Source organism: Leuconostoc aquikimchii (assembly GCF_040838325.1).
GTDB lineage: Bacteria > Bacillota > Bacilli > Lactobacillales > Lactobacillaceae > Leuconostoc > Leuconostoc aquikimchii.
Genome location: NZ_JBFPER010000001.1, coordinates 337,728 through 362,980, shown reverse-complemented (window position 1 = coordinate 362,980; position 25,253 = coordinate 337,728). Strand labels below are relative to the sequence as shown.

At 40.1% G+C, this 25,253-nt stretch carries 19 protein-coding genes, 1 tRNA gene, 3 rRNA genes and 1 riboswitch; of the genes, 5 read left to right on the top strand and 18 right to left on the bottom strand.

Annotated features, from left to right (window positions below):
* Window positions 1–52: 52 nt before the first annotated feature.
* From rrf to AB3K24_RS01780, 7 genes are all read right to left on the bottom strand, one after another.
* Window positions 53–169: ribosomal RNA gene (rrf, locus tag AB3K24_RS01810) — 5S ribosomal RNA — on the bottom strand.
* A gap of 91 nt (window positions 170–260) precedes the next feature.
* Window positions 261–3,175, bottom strand: a 23S ribosomal RNA gene (locus AB3K24_RS01805).
* A gap of 194 nt (window positions 3,176–3,369) precedes the next feature.
* Window positions 3,370–3,442, bottom strand: a tRNA-Ala gene (locus AB3K24_RS01800).
* A 117-nt stretch (window positions 3,443–3,559) separates the two neighbouring features.
* Window positions 3,560–5,109 (bottom strand): 16S ribosomal RNA (locus AB3K24_RS01795).
* The 16S, 23S and 5S rRNA genes sit together here with 1 tRNA gene alongside, the layout of an rRNA operon.
* Before the next feature lie 522 nt (window positions 5,110–5,631).
* Window positions 5,632–6,711, bottom strand: coding sequence for a PTS transporter subunit IIC (locus AB3K24_RS01790; protein ID WP_367973521.1), 1,080 nt, complete (start codon window positions 6,709–6,711; stop codon window positions 5,632–5,634).
* 165 nt (window positions 6,712–6,876) lie between these two features.
* Window positions 6,877–8,073, bottom strand: a complete 1,197-nt coding sequence (locus tag AB3K24_RS01785; protein ID WP_367973520.1) for an aminotransferase class I/II-fold pyridoxal phosphate-dependent enzyme — start codon at window positions 8,071–8,073, stop codon at window positions 6,877–6,879.
* A 323-nt stretch (window positions 8,074–8,396) separates the two neighbouring features.
* A complete protein-coding gene (locus AB3K24_RS01780; RefSeq protein WP_367973519.1) occupies window positions 8,397–8,981 on the bottom strand; it encodes an AAA family ATPase in 585 nt (194 codons plus the stop codon).
* A 121-nt stretch (window positions 8,982–9,102) separates the two neighbouring features.
* On the opposite strand from AB3K24_RS01780, the gene AB3K24_RS01775 reads away from it, so the two are divergent.
* Window positions 9,103–10,503 (top strand): APC family permease, encoded by a 1,401-nt coding sequence (locus AB3K24_RS01775; RefSeq protein ID WP_367973518.1) that lies wholly within the window; start codon window positions 9,103–9,105, stop codon window positions 10,501–10,503.
* Between the two features lie 57 nt (window positions 10,504–10,560).
* Here AB3K24_RS01775 and AB3K24_RS01770 read toward each other — a convergent pair whose 3' ends face one another.
* Together AB3K24_RS01770 and ezrA are read right to left on the bottom strand one after the other, a co-directional pair.
* A complete protein-coding gene (locus AB3K24_RS01770; protein WP_367973517.1) occupies window positions 10,561–11,091 on the bottom strand; it encodes a GNAT family N-acetyltransferase in 531 nt (176 codons plus the stop codon).
* A 105-nt stretch (window positions 11,092–11,196) separates the two neighbouring features.
* A complete protein-coding gene (gene ezrA / locus AB3K24_RS01765; protein WP_367973516.1) occupies window positions 11,197–12,909 on the bottom strand; it encodes a septation ring formation regulator EzrA in 1,713 nt (570 codons plus the stop codon).
* Between the two features lie 313 nt (window positions 12,910–13,222).
* On the opposite strand from ezrA, the gene rpsD reads away from it, so the two are divergent.
* From rpsD to AB3K24_RS01745, 4 genes are all read left to right on the top strand, one after another.
* The gene (rpsD, locus tag AB3K24_RS01760; RefSeq protein ID WP_367973515.1) at window positions 13,223–13,834 is read left to right on the top strand and encodes a 30S ribosomal protein S4; all 612 of its coding nucleotides are present in this window, start codon (window positions 13,223–13,225) and stop codon (window positions 13,832–13,834) included.
* A gap of 116 nt (window positions 13,835–13,950) precedes the next feature.
* Window positions 13,951–14,322, top strand: coding sequence for a DUF1694 domain-containing protein (locus tag AB3K24_RS01755; protein ID WP_367973514.1), 372 nt, complete (start codon window positions 13,951–13,953; stop codon window positions 14,320–14,322).
* A gap of 124 nt (window positions 14,323–14,446) precedes the next feature.
* Window positions 14,447–15,733 carry a replication-associated recombination protein A gene (locus tag AB3K24_RS01750; protein ID WP_367973513.1) on the top strand — a complete coding sequence of 429 codons (1,287 nt, stop codon included), beginning with the start codon at window positions 14,447–14,449 and terminating at the stop codon, window positions 15,731–15,733.
* A 401-nt stretch (window positions 15,734–16,134) separates the two neighbouring features.
* Window positions 16,135–16,578, top strand: coding sequence for a universal stress protein (locus tag AB3K24_RS01745; protein WP_367973512.1), 444 nt, complete (start codon window positions 16,135–16,137; stop codon window positions 16,576–16,578).
* Between the two features lie 105 nt (window positions 16,579–16,683).
* Here the strand turns inward: AB3K24_RS01745 and AB3K24_RS01740 are convergent, their stop codons facing one another.
* From AB3K24_RS01740 to AB3K24_RS01700, 9 genes are all read right to left on the bottom strand, one after another.
* A complete protein-coding gene (locus AB3K24_RS01740) occupies window positions 16,684–17,550 on the bottom strand; it encodes a helix-turn-helix domain-containing protein (RefSeq protein WP_367973511.1) in 867 nt (288 codons plus the stop codon).
* Window positions 17,550–18,683: a D-alanine--D-alanine ligase family protein gene (locus tag AB3K24_RS01735; protein WP_367973510.1), complete on the bottom strand. Its 1,134-nt coding sequence runs from the start codon at window positions 18,681–18,683 to the stop codon at window positions 17,550–17,552. Before AB3K24_RS01735 ends, AB3K24_RS01740 begins: the two co-directional genes overlap by 1 nt.
* 60 nt (window positions 18,684–18,743) lie before the next feature.
* Window positions 18,744–19,736, bottom strand: coding sequence for a DUF2785 domain-containing protein (locus tag AB3K24_RS01730; protein ID WP_367973509.1), 993 nt, complete (start codon window positions 19,734–19,736; stop codon window positions 18,744–18,746).
* Window positions 19,736–20,956 carry an FtsW/RodA/SpoVE family cell cycle protein gene (locus AB3K24_RS01725; protein WP_367973508.1) on the bottom strand — a complete coding sequence of 407 codons (1,221 nt, stop codon included), beginning with the start codon at window positions 20,954–20,956 and terminating at the stop codon, window positions 19,736–19,738. Before AB3K24_RS01725 ends, AB3K24_RS01730 begins: the two co-directional genes overlap by 1 nt.
* Before the next feature lie 63 nt (window positions 20,957–21,019).
* A complete protein-coding gene (locus AB3K24_RS01720) occupies window positions 21,020–21,229 on the bottom strand; it encodes a DUF2969 family protein (RefSeq protein ID WP_367973507.1) in 210 nt (69 codons plus the stop codon).
* 1 nt (window position 21,230) lies between these two features.
* The gene (mreB, locus tag AB3K24_RS01715) at window positions 21,231–22,223 is read right to left on the bottom strand and encodes a rod shape-determining protein (protein ID WP_367973506.1); all 993 of its coding nucleotides are present in this window, start codon (window positions 22,221–22,223) and stop codon (window positions 21,231–21,233) included.
* Between the two features lie 100 nt (window positions 22,224–22,323).
* Window positions 22,324–22,545, bottom strand: coding sequence for a DUF1146 family protein (locus tag AB3K24_RS01710; RefSeq protein ID WP_367973505.1), 222 nt, complete (start codon window positions 22,543–22,545; stop codon window positions 22,324–22,326).
* Window positions 22,546–22,719: 174 nt separating this feature from the next.
* Window positions 22,720–24,159: an amino acid permease gene (locus tag AB3K24_RS01705; RefSeq protein WP_367973504.1), complete on the bottom strand. Its 1,440-nt coding sequence runs from the start codon at window positions 24,157–24,159 to the stop codon at window positions 22,720–22,722.
* Window positions 24,160–24,242: 83 nt separating this feature from the next.
* Window positions 24,243–24,411, bottom strand: a riboswitch (Lysine riboswitch).
* Between the two features lie 17 nt (window positions 24,412–24,428).
* Window positions 24,429–25,085, bottom strand: coding sequence for a phospholipid phosphatase (locus tag AB3K24_RS01700; protein ID WP_367973503.1), 657 nt, complete (start codon window positions 25,083–25,085; stop codon window positions 24,429–24,431).
* Window positions 25,086–25,253: the final 168 nt, after the last annotated feature.

The window sequence follows — 25,253 nt, the reverse complement described above, 5'->3', positions numbered from 1 at the left end:
TTTCTTTCTCTTGAAACCAAAAATACCCTTCTCAGAGTACTCTCTATGTACGGCACCGCATCTTCCTATCCTCGCAGCCAGCGATCCGGCAACTACTTTCGGCGTGATAGAGCTTAACTTCTGTGTTCGGAATGGGAACAGGTGTGTCCTCTATGCTATCAACACGACACCTTTGAGTTTTACACTCAAAACTAAATAGTATCAAATTCTTCTTCTAAATTTTGCCACTCATATCTTCTCTTGAACTTCCGTTCTTGACTTTGGTTAAGTCCTCGACCTATTAGTACTAGTCCGCTACATTGATCGCTCAACTTCCACTTCTAGCCTATCTACCTCATAATCTCTAAGGGGTCTTACTTCTTACGAATGGGAAATCTCATCTCGAGGCGAGTTTCACACTTAGATGCTTTCAGCGTTTATCTCTTCCAAACATAGCTACCCAGCGATGCTCCTGGCGGAACAACTGGTACACCAGCGGTTTGTTCACCCCGGTCCTCTCGTACTAAGGGCAACTCCTCTCAAATTTCCTGCGCCCGCGACGGATAGGGACCGAACTGTCTCACGACGTTCTGAACCCAGCTCGCGTACCGCTTTAATGGGCGAACAGCCCAACCCTTGGGACCGACTACAGCCCCAGGATGCGATGAGCCGACATCGAGGTGCCAAACCTCCCCGTCGATGTGGACTCTTGGGGGAGATGAGCCTGTTATCCCCAGGGTAGCTTTTATCCGTTGAGCGATGGCCCTTCCATGCGGAACCACCGGATCACTAAGTCCTACTTTCGTACCTGCTCGAGTTGTTGCTCTCGCAGTCAAGCTTGCTTATGCCTTTACACGCTACGAATGATTTCCAACCATTCTGAGCAAACCTTTGAGCGCCTCCGTTACCTTTTAGGAGGCGACCGCCCCAGTCAAACTGCCCGCCAGACACTGTCCACGATCACGTTGAGTGACCAGTGTTAGAATGTTCATACAACGAGGGTAGTATCCCACTTTGTGACTCCGACTAGACTGGCGTCCAATCCTCTTCGTCTCCTACCTATTCTGTACAAGCAGCACAAACATTCAATATCAAGCTACAGTAAAGCTCCATGGGGTCTTTCCGTCCTGTCGCGGGTAACCCGCATCTTCACGGGTATTTAAATTTCACCGAGTCCCTCGTTGAGACAGTGCCCAGATCGTTACGCCTTTCGTGCGGGTCGGAACTTACCCGACAAGGAATTTCGCTACCTTAGGACCGTTATAGTTACGGCCGCCGTTTACTGGGGCTTCAATTCGTACCTTCGCCGAAGCTAAGCACTCCTTTTAACCTTCCAGCACCGGGCAGGCGTCAGCCCCTATACTTCATCTTACGATTTTGCAGAAACCTGTGTTTTTGATAAACAGTCGCCTGGGCCTATTCACTGCGGCTCATCTTTTACAATGAGCACCCCTTCTCCCGAAGTTACGGGGTCATTTTGCCGAGTTCCTTAACGAGGGTTCTCTCGCTCACCTTAGTGTTCTCCACTCGACTACCTGTGTCGGTTTGCGGTACGGGCAGTGTAATACTTCCTAGAAGCTTTTCTCGGCAGTGTGACATCTCAGACTTCTCTACTTTATTTCGATCCGCATCACAGCTTGTTCTTATCAGTAAAAAGCATTTCACTCTTCGCCAAACTTACTGCTTGCACGCACTCATCCATCGGTGCGCTTCTGTTAGCCTCCTGCGTCCCTCCATCGGTCAAACGCATTACTACTGGTACAGGAATCTCAACCTGTTATCCATCGACTACGCTTCTCAGCCTCGCCTTAGGTCCCGACTAACCCTGGGAGGACGAGCCTTCCCCAGGAAACCTTAGTCATTCGGTGGACAGGATTCTCACCTGTCTTTCGCTACTCATACCGGCATTCTCACTTGTAAGCGCTCCAGTAGTCCTTACAGTCTACCTTCATTGCCCTTACAACGCTCTCCTATCGCGTACTTTTAAGTACACCCGCAGTTTCGGTAATATGTTTAGCCCCGGTACATTTTCCGCGCAATGGCACTCGACTAGTGAGCTATTACGCACTCTTTAAATGGTGGCTGCTTCTGAGCCAACATCCTAGTTGTCTATGCACTATCACATCGTTTTCCACTTAACATATATTTAGGGACCTTAACTGGCGATCTGGGCTGTTCCCCTTTCGACGGTGGATCTTATCACTCATCGTCTGACTCCCATTCATACATAGCTGGCATTCGGAGTTTATCAAACTTTGGTAACCCGAGATGGGCCCCTAGGCTTAACAGTGCTCTACCTCCAGTATGCTTATAATGAGGCTAGCCCTAAAGCTATTTCGGAGAGAACCAGCTATCTCCAGGTTCGTTTGGAATTTCACCGCTACCCACAGTTCATCCGAGCATTTTTTAACATGCACCGGTTCGGACCTCCAGTAAGTTTTACCTCACCTTCATCCTGACCATGGGTAGGTCACCTGGTTTCGGGTCTACAGCATCGTACTATTCGCGCTATTCACACTCGCTTTCGCTGCGGCTCCGGTCTTTCCACCTTAACCTCGCACGATACCGTAACTCGCCGGTTCATTCTACAAAAGGCACGCCATCACCCATTAACGGGCTCTGACTTCTTGTAGGCGTCGTGGTTTCAGGAACTATTTCACTCCCCTTCCGGGGTGCTTTTCACCTTTCCCTCACGGTACTGGTTCACTATCGGTCACTAGGGAGTATTTAGCCTTACGGGATGGTCCCCGCAGATTCCGACCGGATTTCACGTGTCCGGCCGTACTCAGGATCCTGAAAGAAGTGTGCTTTATTTCGCGTACGGGGCTATCACCCTCTTTAGCCAAGTTTCCCAACTTGTTCTGCTATAAAACACTTTTGTAACTCCTATTTATCAGTCCTACAACCCCAGAATGCAAGCACTCTGGTTTGGGCTCTTCCCGTTTCGCTCGCCGCTACTTGGGGAATCGATTTTTCTTTCTGCTCCTGCTGCTAATGAGATGTTTCAGTTCACAGCGTGTTCCGTCAATAATCTATGTATTCAATTATTGACAACTCTTTTCGAGTTGGGTTTCCCCATTCGGAAATCTCTGGGTCATAGCGTACTTACCGCTCACCAAAGCTTATCGTAGTTAGTCACGTCCTTCATCGGCTCCTAGTGCCAAGGCATCCACCACGCGCCCTTATTAACTTAACCGTCACAACCGTAGTTGTGCTTTAAGTTTATGAGTTGGTCTTCTTTCAGACCTGCGTTTTTTATCCATTCCTGTTACAGAATTTCTTTTTTGCTTTGTTTCTCGGCTTAATTTATTAATAATTTTACTTATCTTTAAAAGAATTTGTTACTATTCAGTTTTCAATGTGCAACTCCGGCAGCTTTGACACTGCCTATGGAGAATAGCGGGTTCGAACCGCTGACCCCCTGCTTGCAAAGCAGGTGCTCTCCCAGCTGAGCTAATTCCCCATAGGTGTCATCTTTGACCATGATCCCTATGTCGGTATCACACTCAAAACTAAACAAAACTTTGAACTTCTCGAATTTGACAATCTAATGCCCCTGCTACTTTCCGTTTATCCTTAGAAAGGAGGTGATCCAGCCGCAGGTTCTCCTACGGCTACCTTGTTACGACTTCACCCCAGTCATCTGTCCTGCCTTAGACGGTTCCCTCCTTACGGTTAGGCCACCGGCTTTGGGCATTACAAACTCCCATGGTGTGACGGGCGGTGTGTACAAGACCCGGGAACGTATTCACCGCGGCGTGCTGATCCGCGATTACTAGCGATTCCGACTTCGTGCAGTCGAGTTGCAGACTGCAGTCCGAACTGAGACGTACTTTAAGAGATTAGCTCACCTTCGCAGGTTGGCAACTCGTTGTATACGCCATTGTAGCACGTGTGTAGCCCAGGTCATAAGGGGCATGATGATCTGACGTCGTCCCCGCCTTCCTCCGGTTTGTCACCGGCAGTCTCGCTAGAGTGCCCATCTGAATGCTGGCAACTAACAATAAGGGTTGCGCTCGTTGCGGGACTTAACCCAACATCTCACGACACGAGCTGACGACGACCATGCACCACCTGTCACTTTGTCTCCGAAGAGAACACTTCTATCTCTAAAAGCTTCAAAGGATGTCAAGACCTGGTAAGGTTCTTCGCGTTGCTTCGAATTAAACCACATGCTCCACCGCTTGTGCGGGTCCCCGTCAATTCCTTTGAGTTTCAACCTTGCGGTCGTACTCCCCAGGCGGAACACTTAATGCGTTAGCTTCGGCACTAAGAGGCGGAAACCTCCTAACACCTAGTGTTCATCGTTTACGGTGTGGACTACCAGGGTATCTAATCCTGTTTGCTACCCACACTTTCGAGCCTCAACGTCAGTTACAGTCCAGTAAGCCGCCTTCGCCGCTGGTGTTCTTCCATATATCTACGCATTCCACCGCTACACATGGAGTTCCACTTACCTCTACTGCACTCAAGTTGACCAGTTTCCAATGCCTTTCCGGAGTTGAGCTCCGGGCTTTCACATCAGACTTAATCAACCGTCTGCGCTCGCTTTACGCCCAATAAATCCGGATAACGCTTGGGACATACGTATTACCGCGGCTGCTGGCACGTATTTAGCCGTCCCTTTCTGGTATGGTACCGTCAAACTACAGTCATTCCCTACTCTAGCTGTTCTTCCCATACAACAGTGCTTTACGACCCGAAAGCCTTCATCACACACGCGGCGTTGCTCCATCAGGCTTTCGCCCATTGTGGAAGATTCCCTACTGCAGCCTCCCGTAGGAGTTTGGGCCGTGTCTCAGTCCCAATGTGGCCGATCAGTCTCTCAACTCGGCTATGCATCATTGTCTTGGTAAGCCTTTACCCCACCAACTAACTAATGCACCGCGGATCCATCTCTAGGCGACGCCGTAGCGCCTTTTAACCAGTCATCATGCGATCACTCGTCTCATTCGGTATTAGCATCTGTTTCCAAATGTTATCCCCAACCTTGAGGTAGGTTATCCACGTGTTACTCACCCGTTCGCCACTCGCTTGAAAGGTGCAAGCACCTTTCGCTGCGCGTTCGACTTGCATGTATTAGGCACGCCGCCAGCGTTCATCCTGAGCCAGGATCAAACTCTCAATTTAAATGAATTTAAATTCATCGCTTGAAGATGTACTCTTCGATTAAACTGACTTTTGCTATATCTCTATAACGTTTATCCGTTTTTTTGTTTGTTACGAATTGACTTCGCAAATTTGTTACTTCTTAATGCTCTCGCATTACAGCAACAGATTCGTTTGTTCAAAGTTTTGTTCAGTTTTCAATGTGCTACGCGCTATCTCTCTCTGAGACAACTATACTATCTTACCACGCTCATTTCGCTCTGTCAACTACTTTCTGAAGCAATTTTTCTTCGCTTCTTACTTCATAGTCGCTCGCTCTTGCTTCGCGTTGTCCTGCGTTAGAACATATACTAATATACCAACTCTTTCCTCCCTCGTCAATACCTTTTTAACGCTTTTTTCTTACCTTTTCTTTACTTTCGCTTTTTGCCCTCTTATCTGCTTTTTTCCTCACTTCCCGTTCGCTTTTATCCCCTTACTCCTCCTGACATTCTTACTCTCGTTCTTCTTTTTTATTCCCACTTTACGCTTTCTTATCCTTTTCTATAGTCCTGTTATCTTTAAATCCTCTGATCGTATTAACTTTATTTTGGTCATAAAGAGCCATTTAAGTAAAAAAGAAAGAACAAGAGGTAAAATAACAAACGTCAGAATCACACTAACTATTGCTGTAAGCGATTTGTCTGATGTCGTATACGCAGTTAATGGCCCGATTAATCCGGAAAAACCAAAACCTGCTGAAAATGGTGTGCCCGTCATATTAAGAATAGTTGCCACCATCCCCATGATCATAGCCCCAATTGTCGTTGGTATAAACAATTTCGGTTTGGTTAGCATATTGGCCATCTGAATTTTTGGCGACCCAATAAAATGTGCCAAAGTTGCGCCAATCGGGTTTACCCTTGATCCCATAGCAGCCAAAGTAAAACTAGCAACAACAATGCCGGCATTAGCTGCCCCAGATCCGACACCCGTTAAATTAATTGCCATAGCAATCCCCACCGAAGACAGGGGCGACACAATTAAGAATGCAAAAATACCACCCAAAAATGCTCCTAATAGTAGCGGGGTTAAGTCTGTCGCATAGGCAACGGTTTCCCCAATCAAAGTTTGAACTGCTTTTAATGGCGTTAACGTTATTAGTCCAAAACCGCCTGCAATGAGTAATACCATCAACGGTTGTAGCAAGATTTTTAAGTGGCCAAACATGTTCCCGGTTGCTTTAACTAGTGCGGTGGCAACCACAGCTATTAATAAAATATTTAAAATAACACCTGTTCCGCTAATAACCAAACCTGCTTTAGTCTGTGTCACCGCGCCAGACGAGACAAATATTGCCAAAGCTATTGATCCAGAATCTATAGCAGACAACTTGAAAATTTGACCAACAGAAAACCCTGCCACAATTGGCAACATACTCTGTATTAACGTTGTCATGAAGCTAACATTTGTCGCAAGAGGTGTGCCGGAAAAGAGCAGAAGTAACTGATTAACCAAGGCACCTGGAATTAACGTCATCACAATTCCTAAACTCGTGCCATTTAAAACAGCGACAATAAACTTTTTAATACGTACGCCATAATGTTTCTGAACCGGAATCACTTTTGCTGCACTAATCGTCATATTTTCTACCTTAATTATGTATGCGCAAAATGCGCGTGTTTAAATCTCGTGTCTCAGATACCTTATGCTTAATGCTATCTAAAACATGGTTCAGTGCAATCATGCTGTTCAGCATATCAATCAATAACTGACTTCTATTCGTCTTGTACAGTTGTTATCAAAATTTTAATCATGTTTATTTTCCGCCATATATCGTGCTAAACGTGTCATGGCTTCGTTTAAATTAGCCATTGAATCAGCATAACTTAAACGAATATAACCTTCTCCTCCAGGGCCAAACGACGCACCTGGAATCACCGCCAATTTGTTTTTATGTGCCAAATCACGGGCAAATTCAAAATCATCTTGATTATAGCCTGTTGGAATTTTAGCAAAAATATAAAATGCACCATCTGGTTTAGGTATTTGAAACCCAAGGTCAGTCATACTTTGATAAACAAAATCACGTCTCACTTTATATTCTGCCTTCATTTGTAATGTATCTTGTTGTCCTAAATTACTGCCTAGCGCCTCAGTGGCTGCGGCCATCGCTGAATTAGTAGGTGTTGTAATTGTAAATTGATGAATTAAGCTAAACTTAGACACTAACTCTGCTGGCCCAGCTAGAAAACCAATACGGTAACCTGTCATTGCATGCGATTTAGACACACCATTTAGCACAATTGTTTGTTCAGGTAAGTATTTTGCCATTGAAACGTGTGTTGTTTCATAGGTTAACTCTGAATAAATTTCATCAGAAATAACAACAATATTCGTTTCACGCAAGACATCTGCAAGTGCCTTCACTTCCTCTTCACTGTATGTCACACCAGTGGGATTTGAGGGGAAATTTAATACAATAGCCTTAATCCTATCACCATACTTTTGAATGGCCGCTTTGAGCATTTCTGGACTTAGAACAAAATCATTACTTGATGTATCAATAAATACTGGTTCCCCGCCACCAACCAACGTCACTGGTATATATAGTGGAAATATCGGGGTCGGCAATATGACTTTGTCCCCTTTATTTAATAGTGATGTCAACACAGTATAAATGGCTTCCGTGGCACCTACTGTAACGATTATTTCACGTGATGCATCATATTTTAATCCGTAACGATTTTCTAAAAAACCTGTAATGGCTTGACGTAACGCAATCGTGCCATTTGAAGCAGCGTAATGAGAATCATTTTCAATAATAGATGTGATTGCAGCTTGCTTAATGTGCTCTGGTACATTAAAGTCTGGTTCCCCTAACGTTAACTTCAAAATATCAGGAATATCACTCACTTCATTGTCAAACGCCCGAATTGCACTTGGCTGCACAAGATCCAGATTGCGATTGAACGCTGTTAACAAAGCTTTTTTTGCTCTAGGCATATTTTTTTCTCCTCTATAAACCCCGTTTTCACAAAAACGCACATTCGGCATTAACCGAATGTGCGTTTGTTCTACAAGTGAACTCACTACGGCATTCGGCAGTTTTACTATCCGAATACCAATACAAATTACCTTTGGTATATGGATATCTAACCCAAATACCAAAAGTAAAATTCATCTGTAATTGTATTGATTATGTTTGCCATTTGTTAAAAACCTTCAACTAATATATGAGATAATTATAATGGTTTTTAATCTCTTTGTCAATAATAAAACACCTGTTGCCAACAAAAATAGATCATTTCATATGTATGAAATCCTGATTACTTTTTTTGAGGTAAACTGCGGCCATTCATGATGTCATTTACAAGGAGATCAAGTCTTACTTTTGTTTTTGACCAGTCATCATTAGCTAATTCGTATGCCTTATTTTTTAACTCAGTCGGTAACAAAACATCACGCAAAAACTCAGGTGACGCTATACGTTGTTTAACAGCCGTTGGATCATCACCGCGCACTTGCACACGTTCAACTAATACTTCAGGATGCGTCACCGTTACAAAAATAATCACGACATGTTCCCTAAGTTCACGAGCATAAGTTATTGCACCTGCCGTGTCTAGCACTATTGTGATGTAAGGATTTTTTTCCCAAGCACGTTCAAGCGCCTCATATGAAGAACCATACTGTGATCCAGCGTATTTTACCCGCTCTAAATAGTGCCGTTGTTCAAACGTTAAATCATCTTCAAAATAATATGATACACCATCTACTTCTCTGTCACGTGGTGATCGTGTCGTGTGTGTAATAACCCGCGGCATACGATAATTATCTTGTAAATATCGTGCAATCGTTGTTTTACCAACCCCAGTTGCACCTGTAATTACAAATACTTTATTGTCTTTCATATATCCTATATTCCTTATCTTTTCTATTGTAACGTATCTTGGCATTCAAAGTTAGACATTCATGTGCTAAATTGTTAGAATAATAGTTATGGCTTAATTAAAATAACATGGGAGAAACTTTATGTCTATCTTTACAAGAGCATTTAAACGTGAATCTGTTAATACCTATATACAGGCTGATTCTCACATGACACGTGTGTTAACAACACGTGACTTGATTGGTCTAGGTGTTGGTACAGTGATTGGTACCGGAATATTTATACTACCTGGCCATGAGGCGGCACAACACGCCGGTCCTGCTGTATCTATCGCTTTTCTGATCGCTGCAATATTTTCAGGCTTATCAGGTATGTCTTTTGCTGAATTTTCATCAGCAATGCCTGTAGCTGGATCTGCCTATTCTTATGGCACAGTCATTTATGGCGAAATTATCGGTTGGTTACTTGGTTGGTCTTTAATTTTAGAATATTTTTTAGCCGTTTCAGCCATCGCAACTGGCTTTTCTGCCTATCTGGGTAATCTGCTAACGATATTTAATATTCATATGCCTAAGGCTTTAATGTCTGGTCCTATGGAAGGCGGCATTATTAATATTTTCGCCATCCTGATCATATTACTGGTGACAGTTATACTATCGCGCGGATTAAACGCATCTAAAAAAATTGAAAATGGCGCTGTTATTTTAAAAGTTGCTATTCTTGTGCTATTCATTATTGGTGGGTCATTTTTCATCAAACACGCTAATTATGTTCCGTTTTATCCAAAAGAATTTCAAACTGGCATTGGTGGTCTTGGTGGTCTTTCCGCAGCGACCGCTAGTATTATTTTCGCCTTTCTTGGTTTTGACACAATTGCAGCACATGCTGCCGAAGTTAAAAACCCACAAAAAACAATGGCTCGCGGTATTATCGGCACAGTTATTATCTCAGCCTTGCTGTATGTTTTATTCTCAATCGTCTTAACTGGTATCGTCAATTATAAAAGACTGGGCGTTGATGATCCTGCTGCATTCGCTTTGCAAGCAATACATCAAACACAATTTTCTGTCGTCATTACGGTTGGTGCTTTGATTGGTATGTTTACTGCCATATTAGCATTGATTTATGCCTCTTCGCGCTTAACCTATTCATTTGGTCGTGATGGTCTTTTGCCAAAGTCGTTGGGTAAAATTTCAACCCACTCACATTTACCGGTAAATGCTTTAATTGTCGCCATCATTATTGAATCCATCTTTGCTGGCTTAATTCCACTAAACACTTTAGCTAGCTTAATCAATGCAGGGACACTACTGGCCTTTATGTTTATCAATTTTGGTATCTTGTTTTTACGCCGTCGAACAGATTTATCACATGAAGGTTTCAAAGTTCCTGGTTACCCCGTAATACCATTTATTGCTGGTGTGATTAGCTTACTCTTAATGACACAGCTACCGTCTGAAACACTTGAGCTATTCGCCCTTTGGGTGGTTCTTGGTATCATATGGTATTTCGCCTACGGCATCCGTCATTCTAAGTTATCATAAAAAAAGATTGGTTGAAAACGTGTTATGAAGTTCATAACACATATTCAACCAATCTTTTTATTTTCCCTCGTTGTAACGTTCAGACGACATATGCCAAATCATGTGTTCTCTGTCGTGCTGGTCGGATTGCACAAATCCCAAACGTTCAGGCACATGACGACTGCTAGTATTGTCAATGTCATGACTAATCCAAATGTCATCTAAATTAAGTTGATTAAAACCAATATTCAGCAAATTAACAACCGCCTCATGAACGAAACCTTGACCGCGTTGTACTGGCGTTAATACATAACCAATCTCAGCATTATTTTTTAAAACATTTTGCCGAAAATCTATACTGCCAATCAATTCGTTTGTTTCTCGTAATGCAATGCCATATTTTTGTGTATTTGTAATATCGTGCCAAAAATAAGATTTAATCGCCTGATCTTCAACAGCTTTCACGCTAGTAAGTAATGTTCCTGTTAACCACTTAACAGTATCTTCATCACTCATCCAAAGATACATTTGCGAGGCATCTACTAGTAAAACAGGTCGCAATAATAAGCGTTCTGTCACTATTTCCTTATAATTATCAATTGTGTTCATTTTGAACCCCTCTATGTATTAAAAAACCAGCGATTGAAGTACCTCTGATATTAGATTTTAATCTAATTCTTAGGATCACTTCAAAACGTTGGTTTTTTAACTATTTTATAACAACGACGTCTTACGGCGCATATACGAATCAACTAATTTTTCATAAATACCAGGTTCCACACTATCTAATGCTGGTCCCAAAACATCCATCGCTTTATCAAAGGTGTAATCTCGTTCGTAAAACATCCGCGCTTGTTCACTAGCAGCGGCAACACGATCGCTGGTTGTACGATAACGATTAGCGTACTGAAGTAACTGTTCCGTTAAGGCTGCTTGATCGACAAGCGTTTCTGTTTTCTCTTTCAAAGTATCAATATCAGCCGAAACAATATTCAGTTGCCTTTGCACCTCATCCATATCGATTAAATGCGCTTGCAACGATTTAGCTAGTCTATCCAATTCATTAGATACTGCAAAGAAATATTCTATGTAGTTTTCTGGTAATCCTGGTAAATTCATACGTTCAACTGCTTGCTTAATGCTCTCAATTTCTTGTTGATATTGTCCCCCTAATTGTCGCGCAGAATGTTGCGCTTTTTCAAGTCCTGATATTTTTTCCCAAATTTCAACTTGCTGAGCTTCAATTTCAGAAAAACGCTTCAATTGGCCATCTTGTTTTGCACGCAATTCACTAAAGGACATTTCAGCAGATTCAATCAAGTCATCGTTATGTTTAACTTGTTCTTCAGTCGCATTGATTTGTTCTAATAACGTCCGTCGTGTTTCGAGTTCTTTATGATTAAATTGGAATCTTTGTCCTAACTGATCTAATGCTCTTGATAATTGCCCATTTTGTTCGCGTACACGCAACAAATTTGATGATAATTGATCAGTGTTTTGAATCACTTGTTTCCGGGCATTTACTTCTGTTTCCATCGTGTCGTACAATGTATCAATACGACGACTAATATAACTATTTTGTTCTGAAACTTCTTTTAATTTGAGCTCGCCAAGTAATTTCAACACTTGTTGCCGTTGTGCATCAATTGCCTCAAGTTCTTGCGTCAATGTATCATTTGGAAATACATAACCCTGTTCAATGAGGTCTGCATGTCCTTGTAATAATTCATTTAATTGCTCAACATACACGGTGTCTAGCTTTTCAAATAACGCTGGGATGTCAGCCATCATGTTTTCCATTTGCGTTGTTTCCATAGCTAACTGCTCATAAATATCTGACGCCGTTGCATGATCACCGTTCTTTGTTAAACGTGTGAATTCATCATAATCCCCTTCAAGCTGCTTCAGAAATTTATCTAGTCCTGAATTTGCTGGGCCAAACTTAAAGTTTTCTGCCAACAATCGCTTACGTAAATCATCATATTTCTTTTTCAAATCATTGATTGCTTCGCGATGTGCTTCATTAACTTTCTTCAGTTCTGTTAACCCACTACGAACAGAATTAATGGTATGCTCGGTATCTACAACCATCTCTTCTAAACGTGCTAATTCATGCCTTGTTTTAATAAAGTTAATGCCACGTGCCTCAAATAAAACAAGATTTGCTTGTTGGTCAATTTTCAAAAATTTATTATTTTTAACATCATTAAAACTACTTTCCAAACTTTGATATTGTTTCAAAGATTGTCCTGTTAGTGCTAACTTTCGACCTTCAATCAACTCATCACGAACCTTTAAGGAGGCTAATTGTTCTTTTTTAGATTGATACGTGTTCACTTTTTTTACTGTTGTACGCTGCATAACAAATATTGCTAAATACGCGATGACAACAATACCCAAAATAATTGCTAAGATAGTCAAATTCATGTGTTTTTTCCCATTTTTAATTGATATCCTCATTCTATCACGTGATTAGATGTCATGCTGAGTATCACAATGTATTTTGCCAAATCTCAAATCGTTTACATCTTTCTTAATAACTTGCTTATCATGTCTGTTTCTGTTAATATTAAAAGAAGTTGTTAATTGAGTAGCAGTAAGTAAAGAAGCGCGTCAACAACGCCCCAAATCGTTAGTAAGGCCATAGCTACTGGCTCTGAGAAACGTCAAGTTCGGCGCTGCACGCATCTGGTACTTACCCCTCAAATGTACGACAAACTACATTTTGGAGGACATATATATGTCACGTTATACAGGTCCAAAGTGGCGCATTTCGCGTCGCTTAGGAGTTTCATTGTCTGGTACTGGTAAAGAATTATCACGTCGTGCATACGCACCTGGTGATCATGGTTCTGGCCGTCGCGCTAAAATTTCTGAATATGGCACACAATTGCGTGAAAAGCAAAAGTTGCGTTTCACTTACGGTTTGACAGAACGTCAATTCCATTCATTGTTTAACAAAGCTGGTAAGATTCGTAAGGGTACACATGGTACTAACTTTATGATTTTATTGGAACAACGTTTGGATTCACTCGTTTATCGTCTTGGTTTGGCAACAACACGCCAACAAGCGCGTCAATTAGTTAACCATGGTCATATCATGGTCGACAGCAAACGTGTTGATATTCCTTCATTCAGCGTAACACCTGGTCAAGTTATCTCAGTTCGTGACAAGTCAAAAACTATTGTCCCTATCCAAGTAGCTGTTGAATCAGTTGTGGGTCATCCACAATTCGTTTCATTTGATGCTGAAAAGCTTGAAGGTTCATTAGTTCGCTTGCCAGAACGTGAAGAATTAGATGCTGACATTAACGAATCATTAATCGTCGAATATTACAACCGTTTGGGTTAATAACTTAATTCATTTGGTTGAAAACGTCACCGTTTGGTGGCGTTTTTTCTTTTGTTTGTGTTGCCATTTAAATATATCGTATAATAGAATTATTACAACGTATCGGAGAATAAATCATGGATATCAATGAACGCTTACAAAAAGAACAGCTTGGTGGTCAATCACAAATCAATCCCGATGAACAACGACGTTACCTTGGGACTTTTCGTGAACGCGTGGTAGTTGCTGTTAAAGCTTCGCAACTTGGAAATACACACATTCAATCCCAATTTGAAACTGCTTTGAGGTCTCATAGTATGGGTAAAGTTTTAATTGATCAAAGTATTGCTGGGGATAATTTCTCTGCTTACGTCGCTATTGCAACACGCACAAAGCATCCATTCACACTACTATCTCATACATCAGATGTCTCATTTCAAGACGATCCGATTGCTATTTTATTAGCAGCAGATACCGCTGTCGATATCGACAACATTTATTTAAACTAATTAACGCAAAACTATATCTAAAAAAAGGAATGCGCTCGCATTGTTACTGACTAAACGTCAAACGGTCTGTTTACCAAATTACGTTTAGTCATGTCAGTAATAATTGCTACCACTAGGTAATATTATGCAACAACCTCTCGCATATCGTATGCGCCCAACTACAATTGAAGGCATTGTCGGCCAACCACATTTAGTTGGTAGCGGAAAAATTATTCGACGTATGGTTGATGCTAAGCGCCTAAGTTCAATGATTTTGTATGGTCCGCCAGGAACCGGAAAAACTTCAATTGCATCAGCCATTGCTGGTTCTTCAAAATATGCGTTTCGCATGTTGAATGCTGCTACAGACAGCCAAAAAGAACTTCAAATTGTTGCCGAAGAAGCTAAAATGTCCGGCACAGTCGTTTTACTACTGGATGAAATTCATCGATTAAATAAAGTTAAGCAGGACTTTTTGTTGCCTCATTTGGAATCTGGTGCCATTATTTTAATTGGCGCTACTACAGAGAATCCGTATATTAACGTGACACCAGCGATTCGATCGCGAACTCAAATTTTCCAAGTCATGCCACTCACTGAAGATGACATAAAAATTGCTGTTCAACGCGCATTAGTTGACAAGGAAAAAGGGCTCGGTAATTACAACGTCACACTTGATGAAAATGCGATGATACAATTATCTCGAGCAACAAATGGCGATCTCCGTAGTGCGCTAAATGGTTTAGAATTGGCCGTGCTATCAACGTTGCCCAATAAATCAGATAATATGATTCATATAACACTACCAATTATCGAAGAAACGGTACAGCGCAAAGCAATGTCTGCTGACAAAGATGGTGATGCGCATTATGATGTTATTTCAGCATTCCAAAAATCTATTCGCGGTTCTGATGTCGATGCCGCATTACATTATGCTGCACGAATCATTGAATCCGGTGATTTACAAATTTTGGCACGCCGCCTAACTGTTATCGCCTATGAAGATATTGGTTTAGCTAATCCAGTTGCCGTACAACATGCCATACTAGCCATTCAGGCAGCTCAAACCCTCGGGTTCCCTGAAGCACGAATTCCTTTAGCAAATGCAATAATTGAACTTGCACTGTCCCCAAAATCGAATGCCGCGTACCAAGCGATGGATATGGCAATTAGCGATGTTCGTTCTGGAAAAGTTTCAGATATTCCTAAACATTTGAAAGACGCACATTATCAAGGTGCAACTGATCTAGGTCATGGTACCTCTTATATTTATCCGCATGATTTTGATAACGACTGGGTCCCACAACAATATTTACCCGATAGTATTCAAACTACCTCGTATTTTCAATCCAAAGGTAACTCAAAAATCGAACAATCATTCAACGATATATATCATTCTTTAAAGTCACAACAAAAAAAGGGCCTACAATAATGACACTTAGCATCGACATAGCGCAATATGTACTAGATGGAAAATGTCAAGACTGGTCGTTACTAAATTTTCGCGTTATAATATATAATAGATTCCTCTGATATACGCATTGTTACATCATCAGCTTTTTCCTTACAACTTTTATTTCTCGGATGGGAATTTTTGACTTGAAAGATAAGCCCTTTCATTCGGTAATCTAACAAGCCTTATGAACCATCCACCTCGACAATTCCGAGGAAAACCTGCGTAACGATTAACGGTATCTTGAGTGTCTCGGGTATATCCCGCGCGTCCACCTTGGTGGACGTTTTTTTGTCTAGTAATGATACTATTAAAAGCTATAGTAATTTTGTCATGTAAGCGGTATACTTAAGTTATAAACAATACAAAGGAGAACTCTTATGACAGCAAACTACAACAATATTTTGGTGCCGATGGATGGTTCAAAAGAATCAGAAGCAGCACTTGTTCGCGCCATTGAATTGACAACAGATGCCGGTGACAATGGTATTTTATCAATTTTGAATGTCATTGATACGCGTGCTTTTCAGAATGTAGCCAGTTTTGATGATACAATGGTCGAAGCTGTCTCTGATGAAACTCGTAAAACTCTTGATAAGTACAAGCAACAAGCAATTGATGCTGGTGTAAAAAATGTTGACTATTTGATTGAATACGGTTCACCAAAAGCATTGATTGCTAAAGATGTGCCAAATGAGGTTAACGCTGATATTATCGTTATCGGTGCCACTGGTTTGAACGCCGTAGAACGATTAGTTATTGGTTCTGTTACTGAATTTGTGACCCGCACAGCAAATGTTGATGTATTAGTCGTTCGTGGATAATTTTTAACAGATTATATTAGCAGCCATCATTAATTGTAATGCTACGTAAAAAAGTCGCCCATTTTTTATAAAAAATGGGCGACTTTTTGACACATATAATTTCAATTAAAATTCAACAGTATCTAAAGCTAACAAATGTTCTTCTGCTGTTTGACGATTTGACAAATATGCTGCAACTCTGGCATAGTGCAAGTGACGTTTAGCAGAAAGCTCATTGCCACGTTTTTGCTCGACACTAGCCAAAATTTCACTCAAATCCGGCACCCAAAACAAATCAACACGCTTACGTAATGCTAACAAACCCTCTTCTAATATTTGTGCTGCCTTATCCAATTCGTTTTGTTCAATCAAAAAATCAGCATAGTACTGACGCCCTTGGAGCGCCCCATGGAATTCTAATTCGTTTGCTGTTAATAAATCAGGTTCTAACTCATATGCCAATTTGAAATTTTCCTTAGCGAGCTCCAAATCACCCTGTAAATAATAATTTGTTCCCATTTGACGATAAGCATAAAATGAATAGAAATCACCCAATGAGGGTGTTTTTTTGTCAACTGCTAAGTTAGCATAATAGACTACTTTTGCAAAATCCTTTTTATTGTAACTTGCATCGGTCGCTTTTAAAATGTAATAAGCTTGAATCGTGGGGGCATTTTGACTTAATGCTTTTTCAAATTCAGCAAACTCAGCTAACGCATCATGCTTCATTTGCAATACAACTTTTCCTAATAATTCCTTAGCCTTTTGCGTTAGAAAATCACCTGATACAAATTCTGAAATTTCCAAATTCAAACGATCTAATATGGCCAATAATACATCAGCATTGGGTATACGATTTTGGTTTTCAACTAAAGAGATTGTGGCCTGTGTCGTAATGCCTTCAGCTAATTCAACTTGTGACAACCGCATTTTTTTACGTGCAGCACGAATGGCTTTCCCATCAAAACTGTCTTTTCTTGTATTTCTAATCATTAGTTAAACTTCCCTATCTTTTCTTCGCCCAAAGTAACAAATTTATAACTTAGTCGCGCATTTTTCTCAAATTCTTCAAAGCCATACGTTATCATCATATCAACAAGCTTCACATTATCAATATCTGAATAATCCCACAGCCGTTTAAACAATGACATATTTGTAAAACCAGGTAACGTATTTGGTTCACCCAAATATGGCACATTATTTTCATCTAACAAGAAATCCATCCTGGCTTCGCCACGTAAATTTAGAACTTTATAGGCCTGGATTGCCATATTCTTTACTTCAGCAGTCACAGATTTCGGCAATTTCGCTGGAATTTCAAAAAGAACGTCAGAATTATCAACAAACTTATTTTTATAGTCATACCAAGCGTCGCCAGAACCTTGGTTTGGCAAAGTATGTGCACCAATCTCTGACACAATAGGTTCTTCATTACCAATAACGCCGACTTCTAGTTCCCGTGAGCCCTTAACCGCTTGCTCAACCAAAACTTTGTAGTCATATTGAAATGAGTCTGCTAATGCTAGTTCAAATTCAGTTGCTGTTTTAGCACGAGAAATACCAACAGAGGATCCTTGGTTCGCTGCTTTAACAAAAACAATATCCCCAAGCGTTGCAACAACCTTATCCCATGTCCAATCTTTTGCAGTTTGCGGATCAAGGACAACATATTTCGTATTTCGAATTTTGTTGACTGTTAATAATTCTTTAGTCATAGCTTTATCAAAACTTACTGCATGTCCACGTAAAGGCGCCCCAACATAAGGCTTATTCAATAGTTTAAATAGCCCCTGCAACGTGCCATCTTCACCTAGATTACCATGAACAACTGGGAAAAAGATATCAAAATCACCACCTTTACGCAATGCATTAATACGTGCAAGCGGATCGGTTGTATCTATTGTCGCCATGTAATCATCAACAATTGGCTGTTCATCTTCTAAAGCCAAAATGCGTTTTGAACTTTCTGGATCTAAAAAGTAGCCATTTTGTGCAATCGCAAAGACCGTTATCTGATACTTTCCGGTCCCTTCAATTGCGTCATAAAAATTCTGAGCCGAACGTTTTGATACATCGTGTTCTGATGAATTACCACCAAATAATAAAGCAACATGTTTTTTTATCATTATATTTCACTCCGAATTTTATTATATCAAAAATAAAGTAATATTACTCAACATAACACTTTAAGTCAAATAACCTTTTGTTTGATCAACGTAATCATACAACTTTTTTGGTACATTTTGTGACCCACACAAAATAATTTCATTAAAAAATCGTGACCTGTTATATAATTGATGCCATTGTGCTTCTGCCTTTAATGCATGCCGCGTGACAAGGTCTTTTCGCCATAATTTCAATGTCAACAAAATATAATCAACATACAATTCATGCGCATTGGCAACATACATGACAACTTCGACTAATCGTTCCGTTTCACCCATCATTAAAGGCTTTTTTAGTTCACGATACCCAGCCAACATACTTGCCAACAGAAATAATTTATCTGCTCGCATGAGTTGTGGCATCATGAATATTTCCGCCAAGGCATTACCCATATGTGTGAATGCGTGTGCCCAACCATTCGTACCGATAAAGCCACGCGTATCGCGTTCAAGTGACGTATATAATGCCATCTGATCAATCACAATATCTAATTGGTCTACTGACATAAATGACCTTTTAGTCCGCTGTGTAAAAAGCAATAATGACAACACGAGTATGCTAAATGATCGGCCATAAACGGCATCATTCTCAGGCTCTAAAATATGTGAAAACAATTGCTCGTCTGACACAAGATGCATTGTTAACCAGCGAAGCTGTGTATCAGAAACCAGCTCATTTTGTATGCTATCACTTAGAAAAAAGAAAGCACCCGTATCACGATATTCTGGCAAAGGATTAGCAAGTTGCACGACAGCTAAGCGTAAATCCTCGTCAGAAATTGTCAATGGTCTTGTGCCATCATCCTGATGCGTATCTAATTGTTGACTGTACATTTGAAAACGTTCCAAGGCGTGATCATCATTATCAGGTAATATAACTGGCGTCGCTTTTTGCGGCGATAGTGCTGCCAGTTCTTCTGATATGACTGAACCTAATGATTGAAATATGTCACCTTTTCGCGCTTTTTGGCGTAATATACTAAATTTTTTCTTTAATTCTGCTAATTCATCCATTAAATTGAAAACCCTGTTGCTTCTTTAAAAGTATCATTTTGTTGCTGATAGCCAATTGTCAGAATTAAACCAACACCTATTAAATTACCAAGCAATGATGAGCCACCTTGCGATATAAATGGTAATGGAATACCAGTTAGTGGCAATAGACCAATACTCATGCCTATATTTTCAAAAACGTGGAACAAAACCATCATCACAACACCAGTTGCAATATAGGCATAAAAGGCATTTTGTGCCTTAAATGTCGCCCGTATCAATCTGTAAATTAATCCAAAATACAAAGCAATTAATATCGTACCACCGATAAAACCAAAACTTTCACCAATGACTGAAAAAATCATATCAGATTCTCGTACCGGCACGTAAACTTTTAAATTGCCAAAACCATTGCCTGTCAGTTGACCAGAACCAATTGCTTTTAAGCTCTGAAATGTCTGATACCCAGATGCTGAAGTGTCTTGATCAGGATGTAACCAAGTTTGAATACGATCAAATTGATATAACTTAAATCCTAATGCATCAAGAATTATTTTACCAGTAGCTGAAGTCACAAGGGCTAACAATGTTACCCCCATCGCTGCTGCCACGCCAATTACTGGCGCTAAAATTCGCCACGTAATGCCAGATACTAACGCAACCCCACCGAATATAGCGATAAATACCAACAGTGTTCCCAAATCGTTTTGTAAAGCAATTAATGCAGCAATTGGTAAAAACCAAAGTGACATTTTCCCTAATAAAAAACCATCTGATCGTGTTGTATGGTGTTCATATAATCGATTGTGCTGTGCAACCACACGGCTCAACATCAAAATAAAAGCTGGTTTAACAACTTCAGATGGCTGAAATGAAATCGGCCCTAACACAAACCAGGATCTGGCTCCTGTAGCGTTCGCCATTTGTCTATCATAAAAAACTAAAACAGCTAGCAGTAAAAACACCCCTAATCCGTATGCGATTGGTGCCAAACGCCAAAGTTGGGAGGCATCAAAACGCAACAAGAATATAATGATTAATGTGCCAATTATCCAAAAAACACCCTGCACAATGGTCGTTCGTACAGCCATTTGCATCGTGCCATATTGCGAATGAAGGGCTGCTTGAAAAACAGAGCTTAATCCAATTATCATAAATAATAATAGCGCTAAAATAATACCCCAGTCTAGTTCTGAACCGGACGTACGGCTACTCATCTGTCTTGATGGCGTATGCTGCATATTGACGTTCCTCATCTACGTACAAGCCCTCATCATAAACTATGATAAGGGCTTGTCATATTATTACTGGTATAAGTTAAAACTAGCTAAAATAGCCTGTAGGGCTTCATCTTGCGTTTTGGCTTGATTAACAACTGCTTGTTGGCCAAAATAGCCTACAAAACCGCGCTCTGCTTTTTCAATATAACCGACTTGTTTGCTATCGATCATCACTTGCGTTTGATTGTCGATAGCAACAAGGTCCACGTTAAAATTCTGATTCTTTTTACGCATTTTATAACCCTTTTCGATTTGATTTCATGTGTTCAAGCAGAGCCCCTGCCCCTTTGGCCACATTATCTAACGGTGAATCGGAAACAACAACTGGTACTTCTAATGCATCAGATAATAGTTGATCCATCCCATGAAGCAGAGCCCCACCACCTGTTAACATGATACCACGATCAATAATATCTGACGCTAATTCGGGTGGCAACTTTGACAAAACTGAATGTGCCGCGCGAACAATTTGTTGCAGTGTATCATGAAGAGCTTCTTCAACTTCATTGGAATGAATAGTGATTGTTTTTGGCATGCCTTCAAAATTATCACGACCGCGAACTTCCATAGTCAAAGGCTCATCAACAGGTAAAGCAGAACCAATTTGAATTTTGATTGTTTCTGCTGTCCGTTCACCAACAATCAAATTATGATGCTTTTTTAAATAACCGACAATGTCGAAATTCATTTTGTCACCAGCCACACGAATCGACTCAGAAACAACAATGTCTCCCAATGACAAAACCGCAATATCAGATGTACCACCACCCATATCAATAACCATCGATCCAATTGGCTTAAAAATATCTAAACCTGCACCAACCGCCGCAACCTTAGGCTCATATTCCAAATACACCTTGGCACCACCTGCTTTTTCAGCAGCTTGAATAATCGCTTTACGTTCAATTTCAGTAATGTTGGTTGGGGCACAAATCATAATGTTTGGCTTTGACATAAAGCCTTTCACATTAAGTTTATCCACAAAATATGTCAACATCGCTTCTGTGACGTCAAAATCTGAAATGACACCATCTTTCAATGGCCGTACGGCACGAATATTTCCTGGTGTGCGACCAACCATGCGATAAGCTTCTGAACCAACAGCTAACACGCGGTCTGTTTTGTCGTCAACCGCCACAACTGAAGGCTCATTTAATACAATCCCTTTACCTTCTACATAAATGAGAACATTGGCTGTTCCCAAATCAATGCCAATATCTTTTGCCATGTTTATTCTCCAAATTTATTATTTTTATAAATGGGCACTAACGTGCCGACCTGTCTACATAATCTAATCAATTATACCATAATTATTAGTGGCTTTTTGTCTACTTTCCAAACACCGCACTTGGCATTGCTACCACCCAATTGGTTATTGTAATGAAAAAACTTGCTAACAAATAACCAAACACAATTGCCACAACAATTTTCAAAAAAGCCGCTTGGGTTGGTGTATATGGCATAAATTTTGCAAAATTAATTGGCCTAATCAACCAAAAGACAAAATACACGGCAAGTAAGTTAATACTTAACATAAATATAGGACTCATAGTATAATTGGCCTTTCTTTTTAAATTATTAAACGTTTTTATTGCGATAATATAATGATTTTATTATATCAATAAGTTCGTGCTTTTTGTAACTTATCCCCTAAATTTTTATTTTATTTCTAATAAAAACCAGTATATCAGCTATTTTAGCTAATATACTGGTTTCTATATTTTTTATCGATGTTGTGTTAAATCAACATCTTCTAATTTGATTTTTTTTGTTTTATAACGAATTTTATAGGCCACAAACAAAATAATAAACAGTGGTACCGACAAATAAGTGACACCTATTTTTTCCCAATTTAAATTTGTGAAACTTTCAGGATCTTGACCAATAATCACACCCATAGAAATAATTAAAGCAAATATTGGTCCAAAAGGAAACCATTTTGCTTTATATTTAAGGTCGCTCAGTTTTTTGCCTTGCGCAAGATAGGCACGTCGGAAACGGTAATGCGAAATGGCAATACCAACCCAAGCAATAAAGCCTGTCAAACCGGAAGCATTCACTAACCACGTATAGGCAACTGACCCACCTTTAGTATTAGAAATGAAAGCCAACAAACCAATAATCGTTGTCAAAACCAAGGCTGCAACTGGCACACCACGCGTAGATAACTTAGCAAATATTTTAGGTGCTTCGCCTTTACGTGCCATAGCATAAAGCATACGTGTCGACGCGTAAGAACCAGAATTTGCCGATGAAACAATCGACGTTAAAATCACTGCGTTCATTAAACTTGCCGCAAATGCAATACCAGCATTTTTGAAAACAATTGTAAAAGGTGACACCGCAATATTTTCTGTAGAAGAACTTAACAAACGTGGATCACGGTAATAAACCAATGCTGAAATAACAAAAATTGCTAAAATATAGAACAATAAAATACGCCAAAATACTTGATTAATTGCCTTTGGAACTGACTTATCAGGATCTTCAGCCTCACCAGCTGTAATACCTATTAACTCTGTGCCTTGAAACGAAAAGCCAGCAACCACAAAGACTGATAAAATTGCTTGTGGTCCGCCAACAAATCCATGATTGCCAACGGATAAGTTTTTCATGACATTCACATCAGAATGAATCACACCAAAAATTGTAGCCAATCCAACAATAAGGAAAGCAATAATCGTTATCACTTTAATCAGTGATAGCCAAAACTCTGCCTCACCAAATGCGCCTACTGAGAACAAATTAATTAAAAAGATAAACACTAAAGCAACGGCTGAAAAAATCCATCCCGGTGTATTAGGAAACCAAAACTTGGATACGAGTCCGACTGCCACAATATCGACTGCCAGTGTAATTGCCCAGTTAAACCAATAGTTCCATCCCATGGCAAAACCTAAAGCAGGATCAACATACTTACCAGCATAATCAGAAAATGAACCAGAGGTTGGCGCATAAGTTGCCATTTCACCCAAGCTGGTCATCAAAAAATACACCATGACCCCAATTGCCAAGTAAGCTACAATTGCGCCAAAGGGCCCTGCCTGAGCTACCGTTGCTCCTGAAGCAACAAAAAGTCCTGTCCCTATTGAACCGCCTAAAGCAATCATAGATACATGACGGGTTTTTAAATTACGTTTCATCCCACCTTGTTGCTCATTCATAAAAATTTCTCCCTATTCGGGGCAAATAAAAAGCCCCTTTCTAAAATATATAGAAAGAGGTTCAAAAAGTCATCGTTTAATCAACTTTCCAAAGCACATCACGTTGCCGTGACAGTCTAACAATTATTAATTATTAGCCCAATATTATTCTGCCAAGAATGATACTTCGGCAACCTTCCCTTTTACGTCAATTCAACATCCTCGGCGGACTCATTCACGTGACTCATGTTGGCTGCAACCTCTTTGATAACTTGAATATCATATCATTTTTAAATTAACGTGTCAATTTCTAATACGCGTTGCCAATGCTTTGCGCGTTTTCGATAGTAATACTCACTAAATTGCCACCAGAAATAGCCGAAAAATAATGACCCTAATCCACTTGAAAACGGCATATCGTGGCGCTGCATGCATGCCATGAGCATCAGCCCCCAAAGTATAATAACAAGCAGCGTCAATCCCTGACGTATCCTACGATTTTTGACAAAACGTGGCATAATAACCACCGCCGCAATTGCTAACAATTGTAGCCACCATAACAATAGTAAATTAGGGATGGTTGGCCCCAATTTAGGCCCAGCTGACCAATGAATTTGCAGAATAAATGACATGGCTAATGCAAATATCATGGCCAATAATTGTGTCACAATAAACCACCACATAGCAATCTTATAATTCATAAAATAAAGCAAACTAAAAATAATCGCCATCGCTAGTATCACAATCCAATAGTGCACAAATATGCCACCAAAAGTAATCCAAACTTGTAAACCACGTGGTATTAAGTTTTGAATGACCAATGCTGCACCATTATCAATAACATGCATAAATAGCATATCAAAGCGCACTTGAATAGCCAACAATAAAAACAGTACACTAAATATGGCTATGAATAATTTTCTTAGTTTATCAGGCTGTATTAACATTTTATTAACTCTCTTGTTTATTTACCACGATAATTGTACCATTATATACAATGTTGTCTTTTAAAATGATTAATTTTTGTTATAATTTAATATTGTCTTTATCTCTGTATCGTATCATAGTAAGATATGATTTTTAATTAGTATCCATACCCTATCCTCATTCATTTA

What these genes read in the sequence shown, in the direction of transcription:
- AB3K24_RS01740 (WP_367973511.1), bottom strand. Translation starts at nt 17,550, where the DNA reads ATGATTAGAAATACAAGAAAAGACAGTTTTGATGGGAAAGCCATTCGT.
- rpsD (WP_367973515.1), top strand. Translation starts at nt 13,223, where the DNA reads ATGTCACGTTATACAGGTCCAAAGTGGCGCATTTCGCGTCGCTTAGGA.
- AB3K24_RS01770 (WP_367973517.1), bottom strand. Translation starts at nt 11,091, where the DNA reads ATGAACACAATTGATAATTATAAGGAAATAGTGACAGAACGCTTATTA.
- AB3K24_RS01790 (WP_367973521.1), bottom strand. Translation starts at nt 6,711, where the DNA reads ATGACGATTAGTGCAGCAAAAGTGATTCCGGTTCAGAAACATTATGGC.
- AB3K24_RS01750 (WP_367973513.1), top strand. Translation starts at nt 14,447, where the DNA reads ATGCAACAACCTCTCGCATATCGTATGCGCCCAACTACAATTGAAGGC.
- AB3K24_RS01705 (WP_367973504.1), bottom strand. Translation starts at nt 24,159, where the DNA reads ATGAATGAGCAACAAGGTGGGATGAAACGTAATTTAAAAACCCGTCAT.
- AB3K24_RS01730 (WP_367973509.1), bottom strand. Translation starts at nt 19,736, where the DNA reads ATGGATGAATTAGCAGAATTAAAGAAAAAATTTAGTATATTACGCCAA.
- ezrA (WP_367973516.1), bottom strand. Translation starts at nt 12,909, where the DNA reads ATGAATTTGACTATCTTAGCAATTATTTTGGGTATTGTTGTCATCGCG.
- AB3K24_RS01780 (WP_367973519.1), bottom strand. Translation starts at nt 8,981, where the DNA reads ATGAAAGACAATAAAGTATTTGTAATTACAGGTGCAACTGGGGTTGGT.
- AB3K24_RS01710 (WP_367973505.1), bottom strand. Translation starts at nt 22,545, where the DNA reads ATGAGTCCTATATTTATGTTAAGTATTAACTTACTTGCCGTGTATTTT.
- mreB (WP_367973506.1), bottom strand. Translation starts at nt 22,223, where the DNA reads ATGGCAAAAGATATTGGCATTGATTTGGGAACAGCCAATGTTCTCATT.
- AB3K24_RS01785 (WP_367973520.1), bottom strand. Translation starts at nt 8,073, where the DNA reads ATGCCTAGAGCAAAAAAAGCTTTGTTAACAGCGTTCAATCGCAATCTG.
- AB3K24_RS01700 (WP_367973503.1), bottom strand. Translation starts at nt 25,085, where the DNA reads ATGTTAATACAGCCTGATAAACTAAGAAAATTATTCATAGCCATATTT.
- AB3K24_RS01735 (WP_367973510.1), bottom strand. Translation starts at nt 18,683, where the DNA reads ATGATAAAAAAACATGTTGCTTTATTATTTGGTGGTAATTCATCAGAA.
- AB3K24_RS01745 (WP_367973512.1), top strand. Translation starts at nt 16,135, where the DNA reads ATGACAGCAAACTACAACAATATTTTGGTGCCGATGGATGGTTCAAAA.
- AB3K24_RS01720 (WP_367973507.1), bottom strand. Translation starts at nt 21,229, where the DNA reads ATGCGTAAAAAGAATCAGAATTTTAACGTGGACCTTGTTGCTATCGAC.
- AB3K24_RS01775 (WP_367973518.1), top strand. Translation starts at nt 9,103, where the DNA reads ATGTCTATCTTTACAAGAGCATTTAAACGTGAATCTGTTAATACCTAT.
- AB3K24_RS01755 (WP_367973514.1), top strand. Translation starts at nt 13,951, where the DNA reads ATGGATATCAATGAACGCTTACAAAAAGAACAGCTTGGTGGTCAATCA.
- AB3K24_RS01725 (WP_367973508.1), bottom strand. Translation starts at nt 20,956, where the DNA reads ATGCAGCATACGCCATCAAGACAGATGAGTAGCCGTACGTCCGGTTCA.